General features: G+C 55.8%; 27 protein-coding genes. 9 read left to right on the top strand and 18 right to left on the bottom strand.

Translation table 11 applies throughout. From position 1 onward, the window contains the following. Positions 1–12: 12 nt before the first annotated feature. The gene (gene marA, locus KW829_RS00310) at positions 13–393 is read left to right on the top strand and encodes an MDR efflux pump AcrAB transcriptional activator MarA (RefSeq protein WP_001303241.1); all 381 of its coding nucleotides are present in this window, start codon (positions 13–15) and stop codon (positions 391–393) included. Between the two features lie 31 nt (positions 394–424). After that, complete coding sequence (gene marB, locus KW829_RS00305) at positions 425–643, top strand: multiple antibiotic resistance protein MarB (protein ID WP_010431092.1); 219 nt, start codon at positions 425–427, stop codon at positions 641–643. A 37-nt stretch (positions 644–680) separates the two neighbouring features. Here the strand turns inward: marB and eamA are convergent, their stop codons facing one another. Continuing rightward, a complete protein-coding gene (gene eamA / locus KW829_RS00300; protein ID WP_010431090.1) occupies positions 681–1,580 on the bottom strand; it encodes an O-acetylserine/cysteine exporter in 900 nt (299 codons plus the stop codon). Positions 1,581–1,773: 193 nt separating this feature from the next. On the opposite strand from eamA, the gene ydeE reads away from it, so the two are divergent. Then, positions 1,774–2,967, top strand: a complete 1,194-nt coding sequence (gene ydeE / locus KW829_RS00295; RefSeq protein WP_218307361.1) for an efflux MFS transporter YdeE — start codon at positions 1,774–1,776, stop codon at positions 2,965–2,967. Positions 2,968–3,014: 47 nt separating this feature from the next. Here the strand turns inward: ydeE and zinT are convergent, their stop codons facing one another. The 8 genes from zinT to KW829_RS00255 form a co-directional block, all read right to left on the bottom strand. After that, a complete protein-coding gene (gene zinT / locus KW829_RS00290; RefSeq protein ID WP_218307360.1) occupies positions 3,015–3,653 on the bottom strand; it encodes a metal-binding protein ZinT in 639 nt (212 codons plus the stop codon). 52 nt (positions 3,654–3,705) lie between these two features. After that, positions 3,706–4,404: an urea ABC transporter ATP-binding subunit UrtE gene (gene urtE / locus KW829_RS00285; RefSeq protein ID WP_218307359.1), complete on the bottom strand. Its 699-nt coding sequence runs from the start codon at positions 4,402–4,404 to the stop codon at positions 3,706–3,708. A 9-nt stretch (positions 4,405–4,413) separates the two neighbouring features. Continuing rightward, a complete protein-coding gene (urtD, locus tag KW829_RS00280; protein WP_010431077.1) occupies positions 4,414–5,211 on the bottom strand; it encodes an urea ABC transporter ATP-binding protein UrtD in 798 nt (265 codons plus the stop codon). Continuing rightward, on the bottom strand, positions 5,211–6,284 hold the full coding sequence (urtC, locus tag KW829_RS00275; RefSeq protein WP_218307358.1) for an urea ABC transporter permease subunit UrtC: 1,074 nt from the start codon (positions 6,282–6,284) through the stop codon (positions 5,211–5,213). The genes urtD and urtC overlap by 1 nt, the downstream gene beginning before the upstream one ends. Further along, complete coding sequence (urtB, locus tag KW829_RS00270; RefSeq protein WP_218307357.1) at positions 6,284–7,858, bottom strand: urea ABC transporter permease subunit UrtB; 1,575 nt, start codon at positions 7,856–7,858, stop codon at positions 6,284–6,286. Before urtB ends, urtC begins: the two co-directional genes overlap by 1 nt. Positions 7,859–7,882: 24 nt before the next feature. Beyond that, positions 7,883–9,154, bottom strand: coding sequence for an urea ABC transporter substrate-binding protein (gene urtA, locus KW829_RS00265; RefSeq protein ID WP_218307356.1), 1,272 nt, complete (start codon positions 9,152–9,154; stop codon positions 7,883–7,885). A 199-nt stretch (positions 9,155–9,353) separates the two neighbouring features. Beyond that, a complete protein-coding gene (locus KW829_RS00260; protein WP_010431066.1) occupies positions 9,354–10,457 on the bottom strand; it encodes a cobalamin-independent methionine synthase II family protein in 1,104 nt (367 codons plus the stop codon). A gap of 156 nt (positions 10,458–10,613) precedes the next feature. Then, the gene (locus KW829_RS00255) at positions 10,614–11,027 is read right to left on the bottom strand and encodes a rhodanese-like domain-containing protein (RefSeq protein ID WP_218307355.1); all 414 of its coding nucleotides are present in this window, start codon (positions 11,025–11,027) and stop codon (positions 10,614–10,616) included. A gap of 73 nt (positions 11,028–11,100) precedes the next feature. Between KW829_RS00255 and ftrA the strand changes: the two genes are divergently transcribed. After that, a complete protein-coding gene (gene ftrA, locus KW829_RS00250) occupies positions 11,101–12,099 on the top strand; it encodes a transcriptional regulator FtrA (RefSeq protein ID WP_029485076.1) in 999 nt (332 codons plus the stop codon). A gap of 151 nt (positions 12,100–12,250) precedes the next feature. Here ftrA and KW829_RS00245 read toward each other — a convergent pair whose 3' ends face one another. Beyond that, positions 12,251–12,613, bottom strand: coding sequence for a hypothetical protein (locus tag KW829_RS00245; protein ID WP_010431056.1), 363 nt, complete (start codon positions 12,611–12,613; stop codon positions 12,251–12,253). 274 nt (positions 12,614–12,887) lie between these two features. Between KW829_RS00245 and KW829_RS00240 the strand changes: the two genes are divergently transcribed. Next, positions 12,888–13,118, top strand: coding sequence for a DUF2554 family protein (locus KW829_RS00240; RefSeq protein WP_100166684.1), 231 nt, complete (start codon positions 12,888–12,890; stop codon positions 13,116–13,118). Here KW829_RS00240 and KW829_RS00235 read toward each other — a convergent pair whose 3' ends face one another. Together KW829_RS00235 and KW829_RS00230 are read right to left on the bottom strand one after the other, a co-directional pair. Beyond that, positions 13,119–15,083, bottom strand: a complete 1,965-nt coding sequence (locus tag KW829_RS00235; protein ID WP_218307354.1) for a U32 family peptidase — start codon at positions 15,081–15,083, stop codon at positions 13,119–13,121. Between the two features lie 80 nt (positions 15,084–15,163). After that, positions 15,164–15,691, bottom strand: a complete 528-nt coding sequence (locus KW829_RS00230; protein ID WP_100166686.1) for a helix-turn-helix domain-containing protein — start codon at positions 15,689–15,691, stop codon at positions 15,164–15,166. A gap of 95 nt (positions 15,692–15,786) precedes the next feature. Here KW829_RS00230 and KW829_RS00225 point away from each other — a divergent pair, with 95 nt between their 5' ends. Beyond that, positions 15,787–16,953, top strand: a complete 1,167-nt coding sequence (locus KW829_RS00225; protein WP_218307353.1) for a benzoate/H(+) symporter BenE family transporter — start codon at positions 15,787–15,789, stop codon at positions 16,951–16,953. Here the strand turns inward: KW829_RS00225 and KW829_RS00220 are convergent. Next, a complete protein-coding gene (locus KW829_RS00220; RefSeq protein WP_010431040.1) occupies positions 16,933–17,805 on the bottom strand; it encodes an AraC family transcriptional regulator in 873 nt (290 codons plus the stop codon). The genes KW829_RS00225 and KW829_RS00220 overlap by 21 nt on opposite strands. Before the next feature lie 173 nt (positions 17,806–17,978). Here KW829_RS00220 and KW829_RS00215 point away from each other — a divergent pair, with 173 nt between their 5' ends. Next, on the top strand, positions 17,979–18,875 hold the full coding sequence (locus KW829_RS00215; protein WP_218307352.1) for a DMT family transporter: 897 nt from the start codon (positions 17,979–17,981) through the stop codon (positions 18,873–18,875). Positions 18,876–18,908: 33 nt separating this feature from the next. Here KW829_RS00215 and KW829_RS00210 read toward each other — a convergent pair whose 3' ends face one another. Both KW829_RS00210 and KW829_RS00205 read right to left on the bottom strand, forming a co-directional pair. Then, entirely contained in the window at positions 18,909–19,583 is a 675-nt protein-coding gene (locus tag KW829_RS00210) for a DUF3313 domain-containing protein (RefSeq protein WP_218307351.1), read from the bottom strand. A 135-nt stretch (positions 19,584–19,718) separates the two neighbouring features. Beyond that, entirely contained in the window at positions 19,719–21,314 is a 1,596-nt protein-coding gene (locus tag KW829_RS00205; RefSeq protein WP_218307350.1) for an ABC transporter substrate-binding protein, read from the bottom strand. Positions 21,315–21,425: 111 nt separating this feature from the next. On the opposite strand from KW829_RS00205, the gene pepT reads away from it, so the two are divergent. Next, positions 21,426–22,655 carry a peptidase T gene (gene pepT, locus KW829_RS00200; RefSeq protein WP_218307349.1) on the top strand — a complete coding sequence of 410 codons (1,230 nt, stop codon included), beginning with the start codon at positions 21,426–21,428 and terminating at the stop codon, positions 22,653–22,655. Here pepT and tehB read toward each other — a convergent pair. Then, entirely contained in the window at positions 22,652–23,245 is a 594-nt protein-coding gene (tehB, locus tag KW829_RS00195; protein ID WP_218307348.1) for a tellurite resistance methyltransferase TehB, read from the bottom strand. The two genes, pepT and tehB, sit on opposite strands and share 4 nt — an antisense overlap. Next, positions 23,245–24,246: a dicarboxylate transporter/tellurite-resistance protein TehA gene (gene tehA / locus KW829_RS00190; RefSeq protein WP_120158119.1), complete on the bottom strand. Its 1,002-nt coding sequence runs from the start codon at positions 24,244–24,246 to the stop codon at positions 23,245–23,247. The genes tehB and tehA overlap by 1 nt, the downstream gene beginning before the upstream one ends. Positions 24,247–24,368: 122 nt before the next feature. Between tehA and ydcK the strand changes: the two genes are divergently transcribed. Beyond that, a complete protein-coding gene (ydcK, locus tag KW829_RS00185) occupies positions 24,369–25,349 on the top strand; it encodes a YdcK family protein (RefSeq protein WP_218307794.1) in 981 nt (326 codons plus the stop codon). On the opposite strand, the gene rimL is transcribed toward ydcK, so the two are convergent. Beyond that, positions 25,344–25,883: a 50S ribosomal protein L7/L12-serine acetyltransferase gene (gene rimL, locus KW829_RS00180; protein WP_218307347.1), complete on the bottom strand. Its 540-nt coding sequence runs from the start codon at positions 25,881–25,883 to the stop codon at positions 25,344–25,346. The two genes, ydcK and rimL, sit on opposite strands and share 6 nt — an antisense overlap. Positions 25,884–25,895 lie beyond the last annotated feature (12 nt).

Here is a 25,895-nt window from a genome sequence, read left to right as displayed (position 1 = left end):
AGAGGTATGACGATGTCCAGACGCAATACTGACGCTATCACCATTCATAGCATTTTGGACTGGATCGAGGACAACCTGGAATCGCCGCTCTCCCTTGAAAAAGTGTCAGAGCGTTCAGGTTACTCAAAATGGCACCTGCAACGGATGTTCAAAAAAGAGACCGGTCATTCATTAGGTCAATATATTCGCAGCCGCAAGCTGACGGAGATTGCCCAAAAACTGAAAGAAAGCAATGAGCCGATCCTTTATCTGGCGGAGCGTTACGGATTTGAATCGCAACAAACCCTGACGCGCACGTTTAAGAACTACTTTGATGTGCCGCCTCATAAGTATCGTATCACCAGCATGCCGGGTGAATCCCGATATCTCTATCCGTTAAAACACTGTAGTTAAACAACGCCTGTAAAGACGTACCGAGGAAATCATGAAAGTTACCGTCTCCGCCGCCCTCGCCTTGCTGGTGCTGTTTTCCAGCCAGACCTTCGCGGAGCAAACGCCCAGTGCAACGCAGCAAAATAATCGTGACACGATGATTTTGCCGTCAGCACATGACCAGTCACCTTTTGATTTCAACCATATGGGAGCTGGTAGCGACAAATCCGACGAATTAGGCGTGCCATATTACAATCAGCACGGCTTCTGATTCGTTTTGCCCCGCCTCTGCGGGGCTTTTTTGTGCCCTAATTCCGTACTCGCGTCGCCCGACGCACGCGCAAACCAAACACGTTGATGTAGAGTCCCCCCATGATCAGCACCGCGCCAAAGAGCTGCAGCGCGCTGAGTTTTTCATCCAGCAGCAACGCCGCGCTGGCCAGCCCCACCACGGGTACCAGCAGAGACAGTGGCGCCACCCGCCAGGTTTCGTAGCGACCCAGCAGCGAACCCCAAATGCCATAGCCGATAATCGTGGCGACGAACGCCAGATAAATCAGCGACAGGATAGTCGTGAGATCGATCTCGACCAGGCTTTTCAGCATCAGATCCGGGCCGTCCAGAATAAACGATGCCGCCAGAAACGGGATAACAGGGATCAGCGCACTCCACACCACCAGAGACATCACCGCCGGGCGCGCCTCATGCTGCATAATCAGCTTGTTGAAGATGTTTCCGCAGGCCCAGCTAAGCCCCGCCGCCAGAGTGAGCATAAAGCCCAGCAGGGCCACATGCTGACCGTTCAGGCTGGCTTCTATCAGCACCAGCACGCCAAACACCGCCAGCGTGATCCCCGCCAGCTGTTTACCCTGTAAACGCTCACCAAACACAAACGCGCCGAGAATGATGGTAAAGAACGCCTGCGCCTGCAGAACCAGCGAGGCCAGGCCGGCGGGCATGCCGAACTTAATGGCGCAGAAGAGAAACGCAAATTGACCAAAACTGATGGTCAGGCCGTAGCCCAGCAGCAGTTTCAGGGGGATTTTTGGACGCGCCACGAAAAATAGCGCCGGGAACGCCACCAGCATAAAACGTAAACCGGCCAGCATCAGCGGGGGCATATTGTGTAACCCCAGCTTGATGACCACAAAATTAAGCCCCCACACTACGACCACCAGCAACGCCAGCAGCCCGTCTTTACGCGTCATACCCTGCCCCTGAATTATTAATAATTTGTTAACAGTTCAAGGTAACAGAAAAAATAGCACCACGAGAAGATCATTAATTCTGGCAGTCAGGCGAAGCACTTAGGGATAAATTAGGCGCTATACAAGCCCCTTATGTCGTGATACTCCTTTTATAACACAACAAAAAAAGCATAAGCATTTGTCGGGCAGGAATATGAAACCATCTCTCAGGCGCTCTACCGCAGCGCTGCTGGCATCGTCATTGTTATTAACAATTGGTCGAGGGGCAACGCTGCCGTTTATGACCATTTATCTCACGCGCGCGTATAGCATGAGCGTCGAGAATATCGGTTATGCGCTGACCATTGCGCTGACCATTGGCGTCGTGTTCAGCTTAGGGTTTGGCATTCTGGCCGATAAGTTTGATAAAAAGCGCTATATGCTAATCGCCATTGTGGCGTTTATTGCGGGCTTTGTGGCCATTCCGCTGGTTAATAACGTCACGCTGGTGGTCCTGTTTTTTGCGCTGATCAACTGCGCCTACTCAGTTTTTTCAACGGTACTCAAAGCCTGGTTTGCCGATGTGCTGACCTCAAGCGAAAAAGCCCGCGTCTTCTCGCTGAACTACAGCTTCCTGAACATCGGCTGGACGATCGGCCCACCGCTTGGGACCCTGCTGGTGATGTACAGCCTGCAGCTCCCGTTCTGGCTGGCGGCCTTTTGCGCCGCACTGCCGCTCGGCTTTATCCATTTCTTTGTACAGAAAAGCGTGGCGTTAGATGCCGCTGAAGAAAAGGCGCCATGGCAGCCGTCGGTATTGCTGAAGGACCGCGCCCTGTTCTGGTACACGCTGTCTGGTCTGCTCGCCTCTTACGTCGGGGGATCGTTTGCGACCTGCATTTCGCAGTATGTGCTTGCCGCGCACGCCGACGGTGATTTCGCCGAAAAGGTGGTGGCCGTGGTACTCCCCGTCAACGCCGCCGTGGTGGTGACGCTGCAATACGCCCTCGGGCGTAAAATTTCAGCCAGCAACATTCGCCCGCTGATGACCGTTGCCACCCTGTTTTTCATCGTGGGTCTGGGCGGGTTTATGCTCTCCGGTGAAAACCTGGTTTACTGGGGCATCGCTGCCGCGATCTTTACCCTCGGGGAGATTATCTATGCTCCGGGGGAATATATGCTGATCGACAACATCGCCCCGCCGGGAATGAAGGCGAGCTATTTCTCCGCCCAAGCGCTGGGCTGGCTGGGCGCGGCGGCGAACCCGATGATCACCGGGCTCATCCTGACCCATCTGCCTCACTGGTCATTGTTTGTGATTATGATGGCCGCCATCGTCATTGCCTGGCTGATGATTTTGCGTGGGATGAGCGTGAAAGCGTGGTGCGACGCGCCCAAAGTCGCATAACCATGTAGGCCGGGTAAGGCGTAGCCGCCACCCGGCTCAAGCAAAAGCTAGTGGTGCAACATCTCTTCAACCACCTGTTCTTTGTACATCTCGTTCGGGTAGTACGTCGGCCAGTTATCCATCTCTTTCAGCAGCGCCTCGTGGGAGGTATTGCCCATGAAAAGATGGAAGTGTGAAGAGGCTTTCGGTCCAATGATATGGTCGCTGAACTGAACAAACTTCGGTGCCTTGCTGCTGGTATCCTTACACTCAAACAGATAGCGAACGCCTTTTTTCCCCGAGGCGTAGGTCAGGATTTTGTAGCCGCTGTAGTCGTAGTGACAACGGCTTACCGCTTCCCCCTGGTGGAATTCCATCACGTTATTTTCGATGCCGATAGATCCCACGTCCGTTGCGTAGCCCGTCCGGTAATAGGCTTTCACCGCCTCAACGGATTTGTGGTCCTTCTCCGCTTTCTTCTTAAATACCGGATCGAGCGAACCGTCCAACAGGAACGGATAGACGGATTGCCAGGTGCCGTCCCAGTCAGACAGCTTTCTGTCCTTCACGTCTTTATCCTCAAACACGCCGTTCGCCGCCTTCTGTTCCGCCTCGGTCATCTGGTGACCGTGCGAATGGGCAAACAGCTGACCGCTGACCAGCAGCGCCCCCAGAGTCATGGCAATTTTTCCAATATGTGCAGCCAAAACAAAACCCTCATTCCGTTTTATAAGAATGACGATGTTATATTATAACATTTCAGATCGCAACCAGACTGCGAACGCCCTCCTGCTCCATATTTTCACCACGACCCTGCTGAATAATGGTGCCGCGCGACATCAGCAGATAGCTGTCGGCCAGCTCGACGGCAAAGTCGTAAAACTGCTCAACCAGCAGAATCGCCATATCGCCGCGATCTGCCAGCGAGCGGATCACCTGCCCAATCTCTTTGATAACCGATGGCTGAATGCCTTCCGTCGGCTCATCGAGGATCAGAAGCTGGGGACGACTTGCCAGCGCGCGTCCTATCGCCAGCTGTTGCTGTTGTCCCCCGGAGAGATCGCCCCCGCGGCGGTGTTTCATCTCTTTTAACACCGGAAACAGCTGCCAGATCTCATCCGGCACCTGCTTCGCGTCGCGGGCGGAAAAGCGTGACAGTCCCAGCAGCAGATTCTCTTCAACGGTTAATCGCGGGAAAATCTCGCGCCCCTGCGGGACATACGCCACGCCAGCGCGCACCCGCTGGTGCGGCTTGCTGTGGGTGATTTTCTTGCCCTGCCAGACGATGTCACCGCTTTTCGCCGGGATCAGCCCCATCAGACACTTCAGCAGCGTGGTTTTACCGACGCCGTTGCGCCCCAAAAGACAGGTGACCTCGCCGCCAAGAGCCTGAAAGCTCACGCCGCGCAGAATATGGCTGCCGCCGTAGTATTGATTCAGTTCGTTAACCTGTAGCATTACGGCTCCTTAGCGTCCCAGATAGACTTCAATCACCTGCTCGTTGGCCTGTACCTCACGAAGCGAGCCTTCCGCCAGCACGCGCCCCTGATGCAGCACCGTCACCCGATCGGCGATGGTTTCCACAAACCCCATGTCATGTTCCACCACCATCAGAGAGTGCTTGCCCGCCAGCGTTCTGAACAGTTCTGCGGTGTATTCGGTTTCCGCGTCCGTCATTCCAGCGGCGGGCTCGTCCAGCAGCAGCAGATGCGGATCCTGCACCAACAGCATACCGATCTCCAGAAACTGTTTTTGCCCGTGAGAAAGCAGCCCGGCGCGGCGGTCGCGCTCGCTGCTGAGCCGCAGAAGCACCAGCATTTCATCAATGCGATCGACCTGTTCGCCGTTTAGCTTTGCCCGCAGACTCGCCCAGACGGATTTGTCGGTTTTCATTGCGATTTCGAGGTTTTCCCACACCGTAAGCGCTTCAAAGACCGTGGGTTTCTGGAATTTACGCCCGATCCCTTGTCGGGCAATAGCGGCGGGATCGAGCAGGGTCAGATCGACAGACTGGTCATAGCGCGCTTTGCCGCTTTGAGGCCGCGTTTTGCCCGTGATAACGTCCATTAACGTCGTTTTGCCCGCGCCGTTAGGCCCAATTACGCAGCGCAGTTCGCCCACGCCAATATTGAGCGTGAGATCCGTCAACGCCTGAAACCCGTCAAAATTGACGTTGATGGCCTCAAGCTGCAACACGGGATCGGTCTGTTCCCGGTAGCGGTCACCGGGCAGCTGCCGGGTGAATAATCCGTCAGATGGCTGCATTATTTCTCCCCCTTACGCAACAGGCCGTAGACGCCGCGCGGCAAGAACAGCGTGACGGCGATAAAAATCAGCCCCAAAAACAGCTGCCAGTATTCCGGCATCGCGACGGTGAAGAAGCTCTTGGCGCCGTTCACCAGCGCTGCGCCAATCACCGGACCGACCAGCGTGCCGCGCCCGCCCAGCGCCACCCAGATAGCGGCTTCAATCGAGTTGGTCGGCGACATTTCGCCAGGGTTGATAATGCCCACCTGCGGAACGTACAGCGCCCCCGCCAGACCGCACAGCACCGCGGACAGCGTCCACACCAGCAGCTTGAACCCGCGCGGATCGTAACCGCAGAACGTCAGGCGGTTTTCCGCGTCACGCACCGCCGTCAGGATACGGCCAAACTTGCTTTTAGCCAGCGCAAATCCTGTGCCTAATGCCAGAATCAATAGCAACACGGTCGCCAGAAACAGCGCGATGCGCGTGGCGGTCTCCGTCACCGGAAATCCGAGCAGGGTCGTAAAACCGGTAAAGCCGTTATTACCGCCAAAACCGGTCTCGTTACGAAAGAACAGCAGCATGCCCGCGTAGGTCAGCGCCTGGGTCATGATGGAAAAATAGACCCCCTTGATTTTTGAGCGGAAGGCAAACCAGCCAAATACCAGCCCCAGCAATCCCGGAACCATCACAATCAGGACCAGCGCCCAGGCAAAGTGCTGGGTGCCCCACCAGAACCACGGCAGCTCGCTCCAGGAGAGAAAGGACATGAACGCAGGCAGACCGTCACCCGCCGCCTGGCGCATCAGGTACATCCCCATCGCATAGCCGCCAAGGGCAAAGAAAATGCCGTGTCCCAGCGAGAGCATGCCCGCGTATCCCCATACCAGATCGAGCGCAACGGCCACGATGGCATAGCAGAGGATCTTGCCAATCAGCGTCAGCATCCAGGTCGATAGCGCCAGGGGATGCGTGGCGGGCAGCAGCGCGAAAAACGGTAAGATCAGCAGACACGCCACCAGCAGGCTGCCCGCAATCTGAGTCGTGCGCGGCGCTTTACGCGCCATCGTTAAGGTAAGTGGCTGGCTCATCAGTCAGTAACCCTCCCTTTTAAGGCAAAGAGTCCCTGAGGGCGTTTCTGAATAAACAGAACGATCGCCACCAGAATCAGGATCTTGCCGAGTACCGCACCCATCTGCGGTTCGAGAATTTTGTTGAAAATCCCCAGGCCAAACGCCGCTGCCACGCTACCGGCCAGCTGGCCGACGCCGCCCAGCACCACCACCAGGAACGAATCGATAATGTAGCCCTGACCCAGCTCCGGCCCTACGTTTCCCAACTGGGAAAGCGCCACGCCGCCCAGACCGGCAATGCCGGACCCCAGCCCAAACGCCAGCATGTCGACGCGCCCGGTAGGCACCCCGCAGCAGGCAGCCATGCTGCGGTTTTGGGTCACCGCGCGGACGTTCAGGCCAAGACGGGTTTTGTTCAGAATCAGCCAGGTGAAGAACAGCACCAGCAGCACAAAGCCCAGCACCACAATGCGGTTCCACGGCAGCGTCAGGTTGGCGAACACCTGCACGCCTCCTGAAAGCCAGAACGGGTTTGCCACCTCCAGGTTTTGTGCCCCGAACGTCATGCGTACCAGCTGGATAAGCATCAGGCTGATCCCCCATGTCGCCAGCAGCGTTTCCAGTGGACGTCCGTAAAGATGGCGAATCACCGTGCGCTCGAGAATCATTCCGATGCCCGCCGTCAGGCAAAAGGCCACGGGCAGCGCAATAACCGGATAAAGCGCCAGCCACTGGGGCATAAATTGCGCCATCACCTGCTGCACCATCCAGGTGGCATACGCCCCTAACATCAACATTTCACCATGCGCCATGTTGATGACGCCAAGCAGTCCGTAGGTGATCGCCAGCCCCAGCGCAGCCAGCAGCAGGACAGAGCCCAGAGAAAGCCCCATAAATGCTTGCCCAAGCAGGTCGCCCCACATCAGACGGTGCTGAATGTGGCTCAGGCTCTCGGCAGCGGCCGCACGCACCTTCGCATCCGGCTCCGTCTGCGGTTGGGTAAACGGCGTGATTTTTGCCTGCACGTCCGGGTCGTCGGATTGACCCAGTAGTTCAATAGCCTGAAGACGGGTCTCCGCCAGTGGACTGGCAAGCTGGAGGTTCGCCAGCGCCAGCAGCAGGGACTGCCGCGTCACATCATCCGTTTCGAGACTGACCCTTTTTTGCAGAAAACCGAGCATATCTGGTTGGATATCCCGCTGGAGCTGCCGGGCTGCGCCTCGCCTTTCTGTGACGCTGTCACTTATGAGTTGGTGTGTCGCCAGGGCAGTCGCCGACAGCACACGGAGTCGGTTGGTCAGGCGTACGGCTTTGGTAGCGCCTTCTGCCGCCGTTGCCGCCCCGAGCGGCACCATCTCGCCGCCGTGCCTGGCAAAGGCATGCTTCTGGCCGTCGATAAACAGGCTTTCAGCTTGCAGCGCCTGAAGCAGCGGCATCCTTGCCGCATCCGGTGAAGCCGCCCACGCGGACAGCAATGCTGCTTGCTGCGTGCGGTTAGCAGCAACAAAGTTATCGGCATCCGATGCCTGCGCCATCCCTGGCAGCAGTCCGGTAAGCCATACAAGAGCGATGAACATGCGCATGGCGTTCATGACGTTTCTCCCTGCGGTAATGGCTTAGTTACTGGCGGTTTTCATCGGCTGGTCAGGCTTTTTGTCATTTCCGGCGATGAACGGGCTCCACGGCTGGGCGCGCACCGGCGCGTCGGTTTGCCAGACCACGTTAAACTGGCCGTTACCCTCGATTTCCCCAATCATGACCGGCTTATGCAGGTGGTGGTTGGTGGCGTCCATGGTGAGCGTAAACCCAGACGGCGCTTTAAAGGACTGACCTGCCATCGCGGCACGCACTTTATCCACGTCGGTGGTGCCTGCTTTTTCGACGGCCTGCGCCCACATGTGAATGCCCACATAGGTGGCTTCCATCGGATCGTTGGTTACGACGGTATCGGCATTCGGCACCTTGTGCGCTTTGGCGTAGGCTTTGTAATCCGCCACGAAGGTCTGGTTGGTTGGGTTATCCACGGATTCGAAGTAGTTCCACGCCGCCAGGTTCCCCACCAGCGGTTTGGTGTCGATCCCACGCAGCTCCTCTTCACCGACAGAGAACGCCACCACTGGAACATCGGTAGCCTTCAGCCCCTGGTTAGCCAGCTCTTTATAGAATGGAACGTTGGAATCGCCATTGATGGTCGACACCACCGCCGTTTTACCGCCTGCGGAGAATTTCTTAATGTTGGCTACGATGGTCTGGTAATCGCTGTGGCCAAACGGGGTGTAAACCTCTTCAATGTCTTTATCCTCAACGCCTTTTGAATGCAGGAAGGCACGCAGGATCTTGTTGGTGGTGCGCGGATACACGTAGTCCGTGCCCAGCAGGAAGAAGCGCTTCGCCGCGCCGCCGTCTTCGCTCATCAGGTACTCCACCGCCGGGATCGCCTGCTGGTTCGGCGCGGCGCCGGTATAGAAGACGTTCGGCGACATCTCTTCACCTTCGTACTGAACCGGGTAGAACAGCAGGCCGTTCAGCTCCTCAAACACCGGCAGCACGGATTTGCGCGATACCGACGTCCAGCAGCCGAAGACCACCGCCACCTTATCCTGGCTGATGAGCTGACGGGCTTTCTCGGCAAACAGCGGCCAGTTCGACGCCGGGTCAACCACCACCGGCTCCAGTTTCTTGCCCAGCACACCGCCTTTGGCGTTGATCTCATCAATCGTCATCAGGGCAACGTCTTTCAGAGGCGTCTCGGAGATCGCCATCGTGCCGGACAGCGAGTGCATAATTCCCACTTTGATGGTATCGGCAGCCTGCACGCCAAAACTCATTCCCATCGCGACCACGGAGGCCGACAGTGCAAAAGCTTTTAACAAGGTACGACGGTGCATATTTTCACTCCTGAAAAGAAAGCTGTGCGAAAGCGTCCGATACCGCAGGGACGCAGATAAACAAGGTGTCAGCTTCAGGAGAGCAAAAAGGATGCCAGAATGGAGAAAGCGGAATGGCGGGAGATGAGGCGCGGGTTGTAAAAAGAACGACTCAGAATGAATCAGCGCTGCACTTTTATAATGCAGCGCTGGAGGAGGCTTACCAGACTTCGCTGGCGATCTGCGTCACCAGACGCACTTTGTCCCACTGCTGGGATTCGCTCAGGCTGTTGCCCTCTTCTGTCGAGGCAAAGCCGCACTGCGGGCTAAGGCAGATTTGCTCCTTCGCCACGTATTTCGCCGCTTCTTCCAGACGCGCCTTCACCCCTTCCGGGTTTTCCAGCTCGCCGTTCTTGGTGGTGATAAGGCCCAGTACCACCTGCTGCTTGCCCGGACGCACGAAACGTAATGGCGCAAAGTCGCCGCTTCGGTCGTTGTCGTATTCGAGGAAGAACGCGTCAACGTTGACCGTCCCGAAAAGCACCTCGGCCACTGGCTCATAGCCGCCTTCGGAAATCCAGGTCGAACGGAAGTTACCGCGACAGACATGCAGCCCGATGGTCAGATCGTCAGGCTTGCCTTCGAGCGCTTTGTTCAGCACGCGGGCATAGATCCGTGCCAGTTCATCGGCATCATCGCCGCGCTCGCGGATCTGGCGTCGCTGGTCGTCCGAGCAGAGATAGGCCCAGACGGTATCGTCCAGCTGAAGATAACGACAGCCTGCGTCGTAAAACGCGCGGATGGCATCGCGCCAGGTGGTCGCCAGATCGTCAAAATACTCAGCCAGATCGGGGTAAACCGTGGCGTCGATATCTTTACGTCCCCCGCGGAAATGCAGCACGCTCGGGCTTGGAATGGTCATCTTCGGCTGCGCGTTCCCGCTAATGCTTTTCAGGTAGCGGAAATCATCAAGCATCGGGTGCTCGCCAAAGCCCAGCTTGCCCGTCACGCGAACGCCGTGGGCTTTCGTCTGCACGCCGTTGAACTGAATGCCCTGCTGTGAATCGTAACGCTCCACGCCCTGCAGGCCGTCGAAGAAATCAAAATGCCACCAGGCGCGGCGAAACTCACCGTCAGTGACGACGTGTAGCCCGCAGGCGCACTGCTGCTCGACAACATGGCGGATGGCCTCATCTTCTACCGCACGAAGCTGCCCGGCATCAATCTCACCGTTGGCAAATTTCTGGCGAGCCTGCTTGATGGCATCCGGGCGTAAAAAACTGCCAACTACATCGGCGCGGTACGGGGCGTGTTGTCGCTGCATGGAAATCTCCTCTGTCTGTCGGCAATGGTTGCCAACAGTGATAATTCATTATTTGAATCTTTAGACTTCTGGATGTCTAAATGTCCAAAAAAGATGTCATATCTGCCGCATTCCGGCAAACGAGAAAATTTCACCTGTGTTGAAAAAAATTCATCTTCACAGCGAAACGGGCGATCCCTCATGAGCAAACGTGAACCCTTCGTCTTCCCACCCGGTAATCCCCCCGAGCATGATCTTTACCGGCAGCCCAAGGCGGGCGAGCTTAAGCGCAGCCCTGTCTGCTCCGTTACAGTGAGGCCCGGCGCAGTAAACGACAAACAGCGTGCCTGCAGGCCATTGCGTCATGCGCACTGCGGATATCTGGCTCCAGGGCAAATGCAGCGCGCCGGGGACGTGGCGACGGGCAAACTGCTCTGCTTTACCCACCACGTGCAGCAAAACAAAGTCCTGTTCATTGTTTGTAATGGCATGATGCACGTCAGCACAATCGGTCTCGACGCTCAGCCGACGCAGAAAATGGGCAACGGCTTCCTGCGGTTCTGCTGCCGGGATTTCAGTAACATAGCTCATGATCCTTCCTCATCTTGGGTGTTTGTGTTAACACTACTCTATCTATAAATTCAGCCAGTGAATGCGTCCGCGTATGCCAGAAAACAGCAAAAAGATGACAAACTTAAGACAGGTTTCTCCCGCCAGGGTGGTCGTTCTGGCCTATGACGGTTTGTGTACCTTTGAGTTTGGTGTAGCCGTGGAAATCTTCGGTCTGCCACGCCCGGAAATGGGCGAGAGCTGGTATCGGTTTGCGGTTGCAGGCGTGGATGAAGGCGAGTTACGGGCAACGGGGGGCATCCGTATTCTGGCCGATGGCGATCTGAGCCTGCTTGAGTGTGCAGATTTAATCCTCGTTCCGGGCTGGCGCGGTATTGATGCCGCCGTACCGGACGCGCTTTGTGATGCCTTACGCCGGGCCAGCGCGCGCGGGTGCCAGCTGTTGTCCATCTGTTCAGGGGTCTTTGTACTTGCCGCAACCGGGCTGCTCAATGGGCGCAAAGCCACCACGCACTGGCGCTACATTGAGGCGCTTAAAACCCGTTATCCTGCCATCGACGTGGTTGAAGATGTCCTGTATCAGGACGAAGGCGATATTCTGACCTCTGCGGGGAGCGCTGCGGGAATCGATTTGTGCCTGCATGTAGTGCGTCGGGATTACGGCATGGAAGCGGCAAACCGCGTGGCGCGGCGTCTGGTCATTCCGCCGCATCGGGACGGTTCGCAGACCCAACAGTTGAGCCGTCCAGTTGCCCAGCTGCGGGAAAGCCAGCGTCTGGGCCAGCTGTTTGATTTCCTGCACCAGCATCTGGCTCTGGCGCACACCGTGGACTCCCTGGCGCGTCGGGTTGGCATGAGTCAGCGCACCTTTCTGCGGCGCTTTCAGGACGCCACCGGGACCACGCCCACGCGCTGGCTGTTGAATGAACGCCTGCTGCGCGCCAAAGATTACCTTGAAAACAGTAAATTAAGCATCGACAGCATCGCTGAACAGACCGGATTTGGCCAGGCCGCTACCCTGAGGCACCATTTCCGGCAGCATTATGCCCTTTCCCCTGCACGGTACCGTAAACAGTTCGCCCGCGCGGGCTGAATACGGGCAAAAAAAAACCGCCATTAGCTGGCGGTAAATGCTTGCATGGATAGATTTGTATTTTGGTATCTACGTTCCCGACATTCCATGCCGGGGTGCGGATCCCGTACAACCTAACACCATCAGACTCAACGAAAGGTAAACAGACCGCTTAACCTGCCTGGGTGTTTATTTGCAGGTAACGCATCAGTCCCTGTTCCGCGCTCTGTTTAGCGTCATCATTAATCGCTTCAAGATAAAAAGAGCGTGATACGCCATAGGGCGCCTTTTCGGAAGGATATACGGCAAACTGGAATGACTTCCCTTTTGCCTGATTGGTGCAATCTAATTCCCAGCGCTGCTCGCTCTTTTGGCTGCTAATACACGCCACACGGCCGTAATCGCTGGTTAAATAGGAGCCCACACGGGATTCGGCCGACTGGATATATTCCGGGGCGCCAGTACGGGTATAGCCTATCCCTGCAACTGCACCAACAGAAACCACCACGAGCGCAATAGGTAATATTTTTTTCATTTAATCAGACTCATTCCTTAGCCAGAGGAATACCATTATATAGGATTATTCTACTTTTTGGTGAGTCGGAGACATATCAAATTTGGCAGGGGTAATGTAATTCAGCATATTCCTAAAATAGGCATGGATGACCTCTTATTGGTTACGGGATATTACCAGGTCGCCACCTCACTACAGGTATTGACAAACCCTTTTCGCTACTTTGACTTTGTGAATAATAACACCACGAAATTATTGCCATGATAGCCACGACAGAATCTGCTGCGGTGAAATAATGTTAAGAAAAGGCTTATCGATAATATTACTGACGTGTGCATTATTCTCCGGTCAACTGATGGCCGGACACAAAGGACATGAATTTCTGTATGTGAAGAGTGTGGAGCATCAGCTTCGGCATGAAGCCGACAGCGATGAGTTGCGTACCGCAGCGGAGGAGTCAGCGGAAGGCTTGCGCGAGCACCACCAGTGGCAGAAATCGCGCAAACCAGACACCCATTTTCGCTAGTTAGCTGCCTTTACGCTTAGGCAGGGTCTTCATCAGTTCATCAGGGCTGACTGACGCCACGACGCTGCCGGGCTGCGGCATCTTAAAAATGTGATTTTTCATTTTACCGATGACGTGCATTTCACACGGACGGCAGTCGAACTTAAGGGTCAATACCTCGTCGCCGTTCACCAGCTGCATTGGCGTTGCTTTCCAGCTCTTGATATTCCCCTTCGCCTGTTTCGGGCAGAGGTTAAACGCAAAGCGCAGACAATGTTTAGTGATCATCACCGGCACGTCGCCCTTCTCTTCATGCGCTTCATAGGCCGCGTCGATCAGCTGCACGCCGTGGCGGTGATAAAATTCACGCGCTTTGTGGTTGTAGACGTTCGCCAGGAAGGACAAGTGCGTATCCGGATAGACCGGCGCGGGCACCGCTTCGGCTTTACGGCTACCGCGCGGGTAGTTCGCCAGACGTGCTTCATCCAGCATGTCGGCCGTTTCACGGCGGAACTGGTTGAGCAGACTGTTGGGGACAAACAGCGCATCCGGGAGATTCACGTCGATGTTACGGGCGTAATACATCGTCTGCCCCAGTTTCGCCACGCCGTCCTTCAGGCTATTCAGCGCTTTTTCCGCGTTGTTTGCCACCTCGAACAGGCCATCGAGCGTATGCGTCACGCTGATGCCGTCTTCGCAGGTCATGGTCAGGATCAGCTGTTCTTCCCAGCCGCCGAGCTCAATATCTACCGCAATGCGACGCTCGCTGGAGGTTTTCAGCAGCGCCTGCTGCCAGTTATGATCAAGGTTACGGTTCAGTGCCGCATTCGGGCGCGCTTTGTAGAGATCCGCTGGCATCTCGTTTGGCCAGACGCGATAGCGATTTTCGCCGGTTTTTTCTACGGTATTGGCGCGGAAGCCCACGACTTCACGCTTGATCATCACGTTCAGGCCGTCACCGTTCGCCAGCGGCTCCGTCACTTCTACGTCCAGATGATCTTTCGCCACTTTCAGCACTTCGCCAACCGGTAAACCGATAAACTTCGGGGAGTCGAACGCGCCGATATCCCCTTTACGGGCATTAACAAAGTAGTCGGTGCTACCGCGATGGAAGGTTTTATCCGTCGACGGAACAAAGAAATGCTCTGTACGCCCGGCGGAAGCCCGCGCCAGGTCGCCGCGATCGTCGATGATGGCGTCCAGCATCTGGCGATAGTGCGCGGTGATATTCTTCACGTAGCTCATGTCTTTATAGCGCCCTTCAATCTTGAAGGAGCGCACGCCTGCGTCAATCAGCGCGCCAAGGTTAGCGGTCTGATCGTTATCCTTCATGGACAGCAGGTGTTTTTCGAAGGCCACCACGCGCCCCTGATCGTCTTTCAGGGTGTACGGCAAACGGCAGGCCTGCGAGCAATCGCCGCGGTTGGCGCTGCGGCCGGTCTGCGCGTGAGAAATATTGCACTGGCCGGAATACGCGACGCACAGCGCACCGTGAATAAAGAACTCGATGGTCGCGTCCGTGGCCTGGTGAATATCGCGGATTTGGTTCAGGTTCAGCTCGCGCGCCAGCACGATCTGCGAGAAACCGACGTCAGAGAGGAATTTCGCTTTTTCTACCGTGCGGATGTCGCACTGGGTGCTCGCATGGAGTTCAATCGGCGGAATATCCAGCTCAAGAACGCCCATGTCCTGAACAATCAAGGCATCCACGCCGGTTTCGTAGAGATCGGTAATCAGACGCTGCGCAGGCTCCAGTTCATCATCATGAAGGATCGTATTCAGGGTCACGAACACTTTCGCCCCAAAACGGTGGGCGAACGGCACCAGCTCGGCAATATCGCTCAGGCTGTTGCTGGCGTTATGGCGGGCACCGAAGCCAGGGCCACCAATGTAGACGGCATCGGCACCGTGAAGGATCGCTTCACGGGCAATGGCGGCGTCACGGGCCGGGCTTAAAAGTTCAAGATGATGGGATTGCAGGCGCATACTTCGTCGTTATCCGTTATGGTCAAAATGGCGGCTATTGTAGTCAGAAGTATGCGTCAGCGAAACAGTTTTGCGTAGCCTCAGCGGGGATAATGAATAAGGGAGTGAAAATGCACCGTCCGGGCGCTGCTGTTGCGGTAGGCGTGCGGTTTATCCCCCGCAAAACGCACCCCGGCGTCAGCGTGGATCGTGCGCCACTCGCCGTCGATGTTCATCTCCAGTTCGCCGCTGATCACCACCACATGTTCAATGACGCCCGCTTCATGCGGCGTGGATTCGCTCAGCGCACCGGGCGCGAGGGTAATCGAAAAATGGTCAAACCTCAGCGTCTCATCCCACGGGAATAACGGTTTCACAACCATCGCCTGCTGCTGGGGATCAAACACGGCCTGCCCGTCCGCCTCTGGTGCGATGAAGGCAGAAAAGGGTACGTTCAGCCCGGTGGCGATTTTCCACAGCGTCGACACCGTCGGGCTGGATTCATTGCGCTCAATTTGGCCCAGCATGGCCTTTGACACGCCCGTCTCTTCTGCCAGCTTCGACAGGCTCCAGCCGCGCGCCTGGCGCTCGGTTTTCAGAGTGTGCGCAAGATGTTGTGTAATTTCCATGGTCCCTCCAGATACTCACACAGCATACCACTTGTACGCTATAACGCACAGTGTTACCTTATGCCGGACGCTATAACGCACAACGGAGTTTTTTTATGCGCCCTTCAACTCATCTCTTTCCTGCCGTCCTTGCCGGGTTTGTTGCTGTACTGGTGGGGTATGCCAGCTCGGCAGCCATCATCTGGCAGGCCGCAGCGGCGGCGGGCGCAAATGCGCATCAGATTGCGGGCTGGATGACCGCGCTGGGCATTGGGATGGGTGTCAGCACCCTTGCGTTATCCTGGTGGTACAAAGCCCCGGTACTCACCGCCTGGTCAACGCCCGGCGCGGCGCTGTTAGCCACCAGCCTCAACGGCGTGACGCTTGCCGAAACCATTGGCATTTTTATCTTTGCCAACGCGCTCATTTTACTGTGCGGCGTGACCGGCCTATTTGCCCGCCTGATGAAGCTCATCCCGCATTCCCTTGCTGCCGCGATGCTGGCAGGCGTGCTGCTGCGGTTTGGCCTGCAGGCGTTCAGCAATCTCGACGGGCATTTTCTGTTGTGCGGGAGCATGCTTGCGGCCTGGCTGATGGCCAAAGCCTTTGCGCCCCGGTACGCCATTGTCGCCACACTGCTGGTGGGTAGCGCAGTAGCATGGGCAGGAGGTGACGTTGTCACAAGCGATATCGCTCTTTCTGTCGTTATGCCGCAATTTATCGCACCGGCGTTTACCTTCACCAGCCTGCTGAGCATCAGCGTGCCCTTCTTCCTGGTCACCATGGCCTCGCAAAACGCGCCGGGGTTCGCCACGATGAAAGCATCGGGCTATCCGCTGGCGGTCTCACCGCTGATTATCGTGACGGGCGGGCTGGCGCTGCTGTTATCTCCCTTCGGCGTGTTCTCCATCTGTATCGCCGCCATTACCGCCGCCATTTGCCAGAGCCCTGATGCCCATCCGGATGCGGGTAAACGCTGGCTTGCCGCCGCGGCTGCGGGCGCGTTTTATCTCCTGGCGGGCATTTTTGGCGGATCGATCGCGGGATTAATGGCCGCATTACCGCTCAGTTGGATCCAGACGCTTGCCGGTCTGGCGCTGCTCGGCACCATCAGCGGGAGTTTGTATCACGCATTGAATCACGAGGCGGAACGCGACGCGGCGATCGTCACCTTTCTGATGACCGCCAGCGGGGCAACAATTCTGGGGATTGGCTCTGCTTTCTGGGGGCTGGTGCTGGGTGGCCTCTGTTACGCCGTGTTTTCACGCCGTCGCCGCGCGTAGCTGTGACGGGGTTATCCCCATGATGCTGCGAAAACGGTTGCTGAAGTGGCTGGCGGAGTTAAACCCGCAGGCAAGTGCGATATCCGTAAGCGGCGTGTTGGTATGCTGCACCAGCGCTTTGGCTCTCTCCATACGGCGCTGCATAACGTACTGATGCGGAGCCAGCCCCATCGACTGACGAAACATTCTGGCAAAGTGATACTCGCTCAGCGCAGCCTGATCGGCGAGATCGGCCAGCGTCAGCGGCTGGGAGAGATGCTCTTCGATAAATGCCAGCACGTTTCGCAGCACAAACGGCGACAGCCCGCCGGTGACAACCGGCAGCTTCCACTGCACGCTGGCATAATTCTGGAGCAGATGCGTCAGTAAAAGCGTAGAGGCGGTACTGAGGGCGAGCTGATTCGCTTTTTGCTGCCAGTCGCAGCCAAGCAAAAACTGGCGATAAAGCGCGGTGATTTTCGGATCGCTGCCGAAGATTTTCTCATCCAGCGTCAGCGACAGCGGGCGTTTATCCCAGATTTTTTCGCCAACATCGCGCAGATGTTCATCGGTACAGTACAGATGAACAAACGACAGGTCATCGCGGATATCCCACGTCGATTCGCTCTCTTTCGGCATCAGGCAGAAACGGTCCGGACCGCCGCCATTCTTCCAGCCGCCCGGCGTTTTTTGGTAGCTTTCGTAACCATCGGCCACGTACAGGCTGAGGGTATGGTGATTGCTTTTTACGGTGATCGTATCGTGCTTGTTGTACCACGCCGCCAGTTGAATACCGGAATTGAGCGCGACCGTTTCCCGGAGCACTGCATTCTGTTGGCGTAGCGTTTCAAAGGTATCGTAAGCGTGAGACATAGCCGTGAACGGATGGTTGATCAGACCCTCAGTCTAAGAAGTGTTGTCGCGCGATGCCAGCCTTCGCGCAACAAAAAAGCGCAAGAATTTGCAAGTCCAGCGCAAGAGGATGAAAGCAGCCCAGCGCCAGACGGGTCAGACTGTGCTTTTCGCGGTATGAGAAGAGAGAAACAATGAACGCATTGCTCTATGGACTGGTGGTCGTGATATGGGGAACGACCTGGATTGCCATTTTTCTGCAGCAGGGACCTGTCTCGGCCCCGGTGTCGATTTTCTGGCGCTTTGCCGTGGCCACCGCCACGATAATGATCGTCTTACTTGCCCTTCGCCGTTTGCGTAAGATGGCCCTGCGGGATCACCTCTTTTGCCTGCTGCAGGGATGCTGCGTTTTCTGCTTCAACTTCTGGTGCTTTTACGCTGCCGCCGCACACATCAATACCGGCCTGGAGTCGGTGATTTTCTCCATGGCGGTGCTGTATAACGCCATTAACACCTTTCTTTTCTTTGGACAGCGCCCGCCCGCTCGTTTCTGGACGGCCGCCGCGCTGGGCCTGGTCGGGATCATCACCCTCTTCTGGGACGATCTGCTGGCAAGCGGCTGGAGCGCCTCTCTACTGACGGGCATTGGCCTGTCGGCGCTGGGCACCTACGGATTCTCACTGGGTAATATGATCAGCATGCGCCACCAGCGTAACGGTCTGGAGACCATGACAACCAACGCCTGGGCGATGCTCTACGGTACGCTGGTGATGGGCGGTATTGCGCTCGTCAGAGGGGACAATTTTATGCCGGAATGGACGGTAAGCTACATCGGTGCGCTGCTCTATCTGGCCCTGTTTGGCTCGGTGATTGCCTTTGGCGCCTACTTTACGTTGGTCGGACGCATCGGTCCGGGTAAAGCCGCCTACAGCACCCTGCTGTTCCCGCTGGTTGCGCTATCTTTTTCGACGATTTATGAAGGATACGTGTGGCACGTGAATGGGATTGTTGGGCTATTGCTGATTTTGGGCGGGAATATGGTGATGTTTACGAAGCCAGAAACCTGGTACAGACGACTGAGAACGGCATAAAAAAAGGCCTGCATCGCTGCAGGCCCTGATTCATTATTTCGCTGTTTTATGCACATCAAACATGGTGGCATCTGTCGCCATGTCATCCACGACTTGCTTCAGCGTTGCGAAGCCCATTGGCGTATTTTCGTTCGCCAGTTCTTTCCCTTCGCCTTTACGCACTACTTTCATGACGGTTTTGTTCGTTGCCGCATCAATCAATTCACCTTCGAAGAACAGGTGCGTATCCATGGTGCGGTGACCGGTTGCCATCTGCGTACCCGCTACGACCAGCGCGACAGGCACCACTTCATAGAACTGCAGGCCTTCCTTCTGCGAGCTCACACCGGTGATGGCTCCGCGGAAGATCAGGCTGTGTTTGCCCGGCGTCGACACAACAGGTTTACGCTGACCAATTGCCGTTTTCATTTTGGTATTGGTATAGGCCAGAAGCTCATCAAGCGTTTTTTGACCAATCTGAGTCGTCGGTTTTGGCGCCGGATAATAGGTTATCGGCGTCCAGAGAATACTGTCGTAATTGGCTTCGTTATACGAAGGTTCAACCCAACGCAGCGTTGGTTTCCCCGTCGCGGACGTCGTTTGCTGCAAGCCTGAATAATCTTTTAAAAAGCCTGAATATTGTTCGGGAGCGGCAACTTTCGATGCACAGCCAGCCAACGCCAACAGACCAGAAAGCACTGCAACTTTAAAAAAAGTGTGAGTACGCATGATGGTATTCCATGTTATCTGCAAGTATGCACTTGAAGTTATAGCAAAAGATGGGGGGATTTGTTGTGGCAAAAAATGATGCAGACAGCACAAATTGCGAAAAGACTGCCCGAACGCGGTCCGGGCAGAACAAAATTACGGCTTAATATCCACCTGCCAGAACAGATGCTTACCAAACGGGTCTATTTCGTAGCCAGTCACTTCCTTACGCACCGGTTCAAATATTGTGGAGTGTGCAATCATGACGGCTGGCATCTGGTCATGCATTATCTGCTGCGCCTCTTTGTACAAGGCAATACGTTTATTCTGATCGGTTATCGATTTTGCCTCGGCAATAATTTTATCAAAAGGTTTGTAGCACCATTTGGCCGAATTCGAACCGCCGTTGGCGGACGTACAGGTAAAGAGCGGGCCAAAGAAGTTATCCGGGTCGCCCGTGGCTGTTGTCCAGCCCATCAGCGCAGCCTGATGTTCGCCCCCTTTCACACGCTTGAGGTATTCCCCCCACTCATAGGTGACAATTTTGGCCTGCACGCCAACCTTCGCCCAGTCGGCCTGAATCATCTCCGCCATGCGTTTCGCATTTGGATTGTAGGGACGCTGCACCGGCATCGCCCACAAGTCGATGCTGACACCGTTAGCAAAACCGGCCTCTCTCAGCAGCGCTTTCGCCTTTTCGGGATCGTAATCGTAATCCTTAAGCTCGCTGTCTGCGCTCCAGACGCCCGGCGGCAGCAGGTTTTTCGCCGCAGTGCCCGTACCGTGGAATACCGCGTCAATAATGGCGGGTTTATTGATAGCCATCGCCAGAGCCTGACGGACTTTCACATTATCCAGCGGCGGCTTTTGCGTATTGAATGCCAGAAAACCGGTATTCAGCCCCGCCTTGCTCATCAACGTGATGTCTTTGTTCGCCTTCATGCGCGGCAGATCGGCCGGGTTCGGGAACGGCATCACCTGACACTCATTTTTTTCGATTTTTGCAAAACGCACGGACGCATCCGGCGTGATGGTGAAGACCAGTCGATCCAGCTTCGATTTACCCTGCCAGTATTCCGGGAACGCCGTGAATAAAATGCGGGAGTCTTTCTGATACTGCGCCAGCCTGAACGGCCCGGTCCCGACAGGATCCATGTCGACCTTCTCCGGCGTACCGGCCTTGAGCATCGCATCGGCATATTCCGCCGAAAGAATCGAGGCAAAATACCACGCCAGATCGGCCACAAACGGCGCTTCCGGGTGAGCCAGCGTAAAGCGCACGGTATGGTCATCCACCTTGTCTATCGCGGTAATCAGGCTGCCAAACTCCAGGCTTTCGAAGTTGGAATAGCTGCCGTTGGAGACGTTATGGTACGGATGATTGACATCCTTCTGACGCATAAACGAGAAAATGACGTCGTCGGCGTTAAAATCCCGCGTCGGCTTGAACGCTTTATTGCTCTGGAATTTCACCCCTTTTCGCAGATGGAAGGTGTAGACCTTGCCGTCCTCGCTCACCTCCCAGCGCTCCGCCAGGCTCGGCACCAGCTCCGTTGTGCCCGGCTTAAAATCGACCAGTCGGTTATAGACCGGCACGGCGCTGGCATCCACGCTAGTTCCCGAGGTATATAGCTGAGGATTAAAGTTTTCTGGCGATCCTTCGGAACAATACACCAGCGTTTTCGCCACCACGGTGGAACTGACCGTCAGCGCAGCAAACGCGAGCGTTAACATTGTGAGTTTGCTTTTCATCATTTATTCCTGTCTTTTTAATTCGACGGCTAATTAATTCTTTTGCCATTCCATAAATAACATTAAAGTGATGTGGCAAACACCTGAAAAATAAATAAGGAATAAATCACTATGGGCTCGCCGCTTTCCAGACAATTAACGCATCGTTTTTTCCGCTATCTCGCTATCACCAGCCAGAGCGATCCCAAAGTGAAAACCCTGCCCTCAACGCCGGGCCAGCATGACATGGCGCGGGAGCTGGCGCAGGAGCTGGCACAGCTGGGGTTAGACGATATTGTGATTGATGAATTCGCCACGGTAACGGCGGTAAAAAAAGGCAACGTGCCCGGTGCACCGCGCATCGGCTTTATTACGCATATTGATACCGTAGACGTGGGCTTATCACCGGATATTCATCCGCAAATATTGACCTTTCATGGTGAAGATCTCTGTCTGAATAAAGAGAAAGACATCTGGTTACGTGTAAAAGAGCACCCAGAAATTCTGGCGTATCCTGGCGAAGAGATTATTTTCAGCGACGGAACCAGCGTATTAGGCGCAGATAATAAATCGGCGGTGACGGTGGTGATGACGGTGCTGGAAAACCTGACGGCGGAACATCAGCACGGGGATATCGTCGTGGCATTTGTGCCTGATGAAGAGATCGGCCTGAACGGTGCCAAGGCGCTGGATCTGAAACGCTTCGACGTCGATTTCGCCTGGACCATCGACTGCTGCGAGCTGGGTGAAATTGTCTACGAAAACTTTAATGCGGCAGCCGCTGAGATCCGCTTTAACGGCGTGACGGCGCACCCGATGTCCGCCAAAGGCGTGCTGGTGAATCCCCTGCTGATGGCGACTGACTACATCAACCATTTTGACCGCCAGCAAACGCCGGAGTGCACCGAGGGGCGTGAAGGCTATATCTGGTTTAACGGCATTCAGGCCGGTCAGAACGAGGCCGTTCTTAAAGCCAATATCCGGGACTTCGATAAGGACAACTTTGCCGCCCGCAAGCAGCAGATTGCCGACGTAGCCGCACTGATTGCCGCCCAACATCCAACGGCCAGGGTGGACTATCGCATTGAAGACACCTACAGCAATATCAGCAATGCGATTGGCGAAGACAGGCGCGCCATCGATCTGATGTTTGAGGCGATGGAATCACTGGGCATCACGCCAAAACCCACGCCGATGCGCGGCGGTACCGACGGCGCAGCGCTCTCTGCTAAAGGGCTGCTCACCCCGAACTTCTTCACCGGCGCGCATAACTTCCACTCGAAGTTTGAGTTTTTACCGCTGTCGTCGTTCGAGGCGTCGTACAACACTGCCCTGCAGATCTGCCTGCTGGCCGCCCGTTAAGCGGGCTTGCGTGCCAGCATAGTGGCAAAGCGCAGCTTGATGCGGTTGCCGTTTTCATCGGTGCGGTGCAGTTCGCCCACCTCTTCGTTGTATTTGAGCAACTCCCAGCCTTCATAGTAGTTGCTCAGCTCACCTGCTTTAAACGCAAACGGGAAGCCAACGGTGCACGGGTAGTCTGCCGTATCCATGGCGGCAACGATCAGGTTGTAGCCGCCCGGCTTCGTGCAGCGCTGCATATTGGCGATAAGACCAGGGATGGTGTTCGCTTCCAGGAACATCAGCACTACGGTGGAGAGGATAAAATCATACTCACCGTCGAAGCTCAGGTTGTTAAGATCTTTGATCGCAGTATGCAGCGTCGTCATCCCTTCTGCCGCTTTGATGCGCTCGATGTTATCAATACTCATCGGGTTTTTATCCCAGGCGGTCACCTCAAAGCCGTTGGCGGCCAGGTAAAGGCTATTGCGGCCATTTCCGCAGCCCAGATCCAGCGTTTTACCCGGTTTAACGATCTCCGCGCTGTACAGCACCTCAGAGTGGGTACGGGTTAAACCATATTTCTCTGTGAAGTAATTTTCATCGACAGCCATTATTTTTCCTCAGATTGCATAAGCAGTGCTTTATCAGTGCGCACCAGAAGTTTGCCCTGTATCAGCAGGATAAATGTACGAACCAATAGCATCCCAATGATGAGATTGGTAAAGATAAACAGCGGCACGGCAATGGCGTGGAAGAATCCAGACGAACTGCCGTGCCCCAGATGCAGCCCCGTAGTAGCCAGAGCCGACACGCCAAACGAAAAACTCCAGAAGGAGGCGTTAAACGGCTGAGACAAATACCACGGCAGCAGGCGCAGCATAAACAGCAACTGCAACAGGCCGTAGCCGAACAGCATTTTGGCGAAGGTATCGGCTTCCCCACCGTTGACGCTAAACCAGGCGCTACACGCCACCAACGCGGGCGCCAGCTGAATGCCTAAAGAGGTACGCTGCGCGGAGGGAAGCTCTCCGGCGCTGCGAAGACGCTGGAGGATCACCGGCTCCAGGCTGAGCCAGGAAAAGACGCCTGCGCCGAGGAAGACAAGCCCTGCGTCGTTGAATCCCAGAGCTCCGCACGCCATTGCGCTGATAAAATTATTCGCCACCGTTGGCAGATATAATCCCGGCGTGGTGGCCTCCTGCGGGTGCGTCCCCCGCCATAGCCCGGCGCTTTGCCAGGCAGCATAGGCAAGCTGCACCACCACACCCACACCGAACAGCACCAGCGATACCGGGCGGAACCAAGGTACAAAGCCAATGGCAACCAGCATGGTGGTGGCCGGAAAAAGGCTGACGAAGCTGCTCATCACCGGGTGGCGCATCTCTGCCAGCACGCTGCACGGGAAACGGATCGCTCTGGTGATAAAGGCCGCCGTCAGTAAAAACCAGCATGTAACCGCAAGAGCGACCAGAATCTCACCCGGCCAGCGCGTCACCGGCCACAGAGTGCTGGCGTATCGCCAGGCGAAGCCCATGCCGATGATGCCCAGCACCATGCCAAAATACCCCGCGGGAAGGTTAAGCACCTGTTGGGATTTGTTAAAGTTATTCATTAATTTGATTTTTTAAAATGTATTTTAAATGCCATTTTAAGAGGTTTCCGCTACGGATGCCAGCACAACGGAAAGCCGAAAGTTTGCTACGTTTAGTGGAGACGCTCACCTGGGATAACATGATGAACAAATACCGCCTTAGCGACGAGACCCGCCTCTGGCAGTGGAAAAACGGCGAGACAAGCCACTCAGCCACTCTGCGGCAGATTATCGCCACTGCGGATTTTAACGACGTGACGGCCGGCACGAAAGGCGGCTGGATTGACGACGAGAGTGCCCTCGCGCAGGACGGTGACTGCTGGATCTACGACGAGAACAGCGTGGTATTTGCGGGCGCGACAATATCGGATAACGCCCGTCTTACCCAGCCTTGCGTCGTGAGCCACCGTGCCTGCGTCGGCGGTAACAGCTGGCTGGACAATGCACAGGTGAGCCATGAGGCAAAAATAAGTGACAACGTCACTATTCAGCAATCTACCGTACGCGGCGAATGCCATATTTACGGTGATGCTCGCGTGATCCACAATAGCATAGTGGTTGCCGCGAAAGGCTTAACGCCCGACCAGGAACAGATCCTCAAAATTTATGACCGGGCCACGGTGAGCGAGTCGCGCATTGTGCATCAGGCGCAAATCTACGGCGACGCGCTGGTCAGCTATGCCTTTATCGAGCATCGAGCCGAAGTCTTCGACAGGGCCATCCTGGAGGGTAACGATCTCAACAACGTCTGGGTCTGTGACTGCGCCAAAGTGTACGGCAACGCGCGTCTTATTGCGGGCTTTGATGACGACGCTATCCCCACCGTGCGCTACAGCTCGCAGGTTGCAGAAAACGCCGTTATCGAAGGTAACTGCGTCATCAAGCATCACGTGCTGATCGGTGGAGAGGCGTGGCTGCGCGGTGGGCCGATTCTGATTGACGATAAAGTCGTTATTCAGGGGCGCGCGCGCATCAGTGGCGACGTGTTTATCGAACATCGGGTGGAGATTACCGACGATGCTGTGATTGAAGCCTTTATGGGCGAGAACATTCACCTGCGTGGGGAAAAGGCGATCAACGGCGATACGCGCATTACCCGCACGCCACTGCTTGGCGCGCTATAGCGGGAACAGTCTCGCGTAGGTATTTACATCATCATAACGGCCGTTCAGGTATTCGGCCTCCCGCAGGCACCCTTCGAGCATAAAACCGTTGCGCAGCGCAACAGCGTTGCTGCTGTGGTTATCCACCCGGCACTTAATCACAAAGCGGCGAACGGTCCCGAGTTCAACATAATGGCGCATAAACGCCTGCAACGACCGGGAGAGGATGCCCTTTCCCTGATGCGCTTCATCCAGCCAGTAGCCGATATAGCCCGTTTTGTTCGCGGGTTCAATGGCGTTGAACGACAGCACACCTGCCAGCGCATCGTCATGAAAAATTAAAAACATTTTGGCGTAGCCGCGCTGGTGCAGCATCTGGTTACTCTGCACGTTGCGGCGGGTATCCTCTTCGCTGCCCACGTGCTGCGCCCAGTCAAAGGCGGTTTGCAGGAAATTTTTGTTTTTGATGACGAGGCTGTGCAGGTCGGTGGTGTAACGCTCTTCGACGGATCGCAGTTCGATTTGCTGTGAAACGGGGATGATTTCTGAAGACATGGTGCCTCTCAA

This window comes from Enterobacter sp. ENT02 (assembly GCF_019219165.1).
In the GTDB taxonomy this organism is placed as follows: Bacteria; Pseudomonadota; Gammaproteobacteria; order Enterobacterales; family Enterobacteriaceae; genus Enterobacter; species Enterobacter mori.
This window is presented reverse-complemented; position numbering and strand designations above follow the sequence as displayed.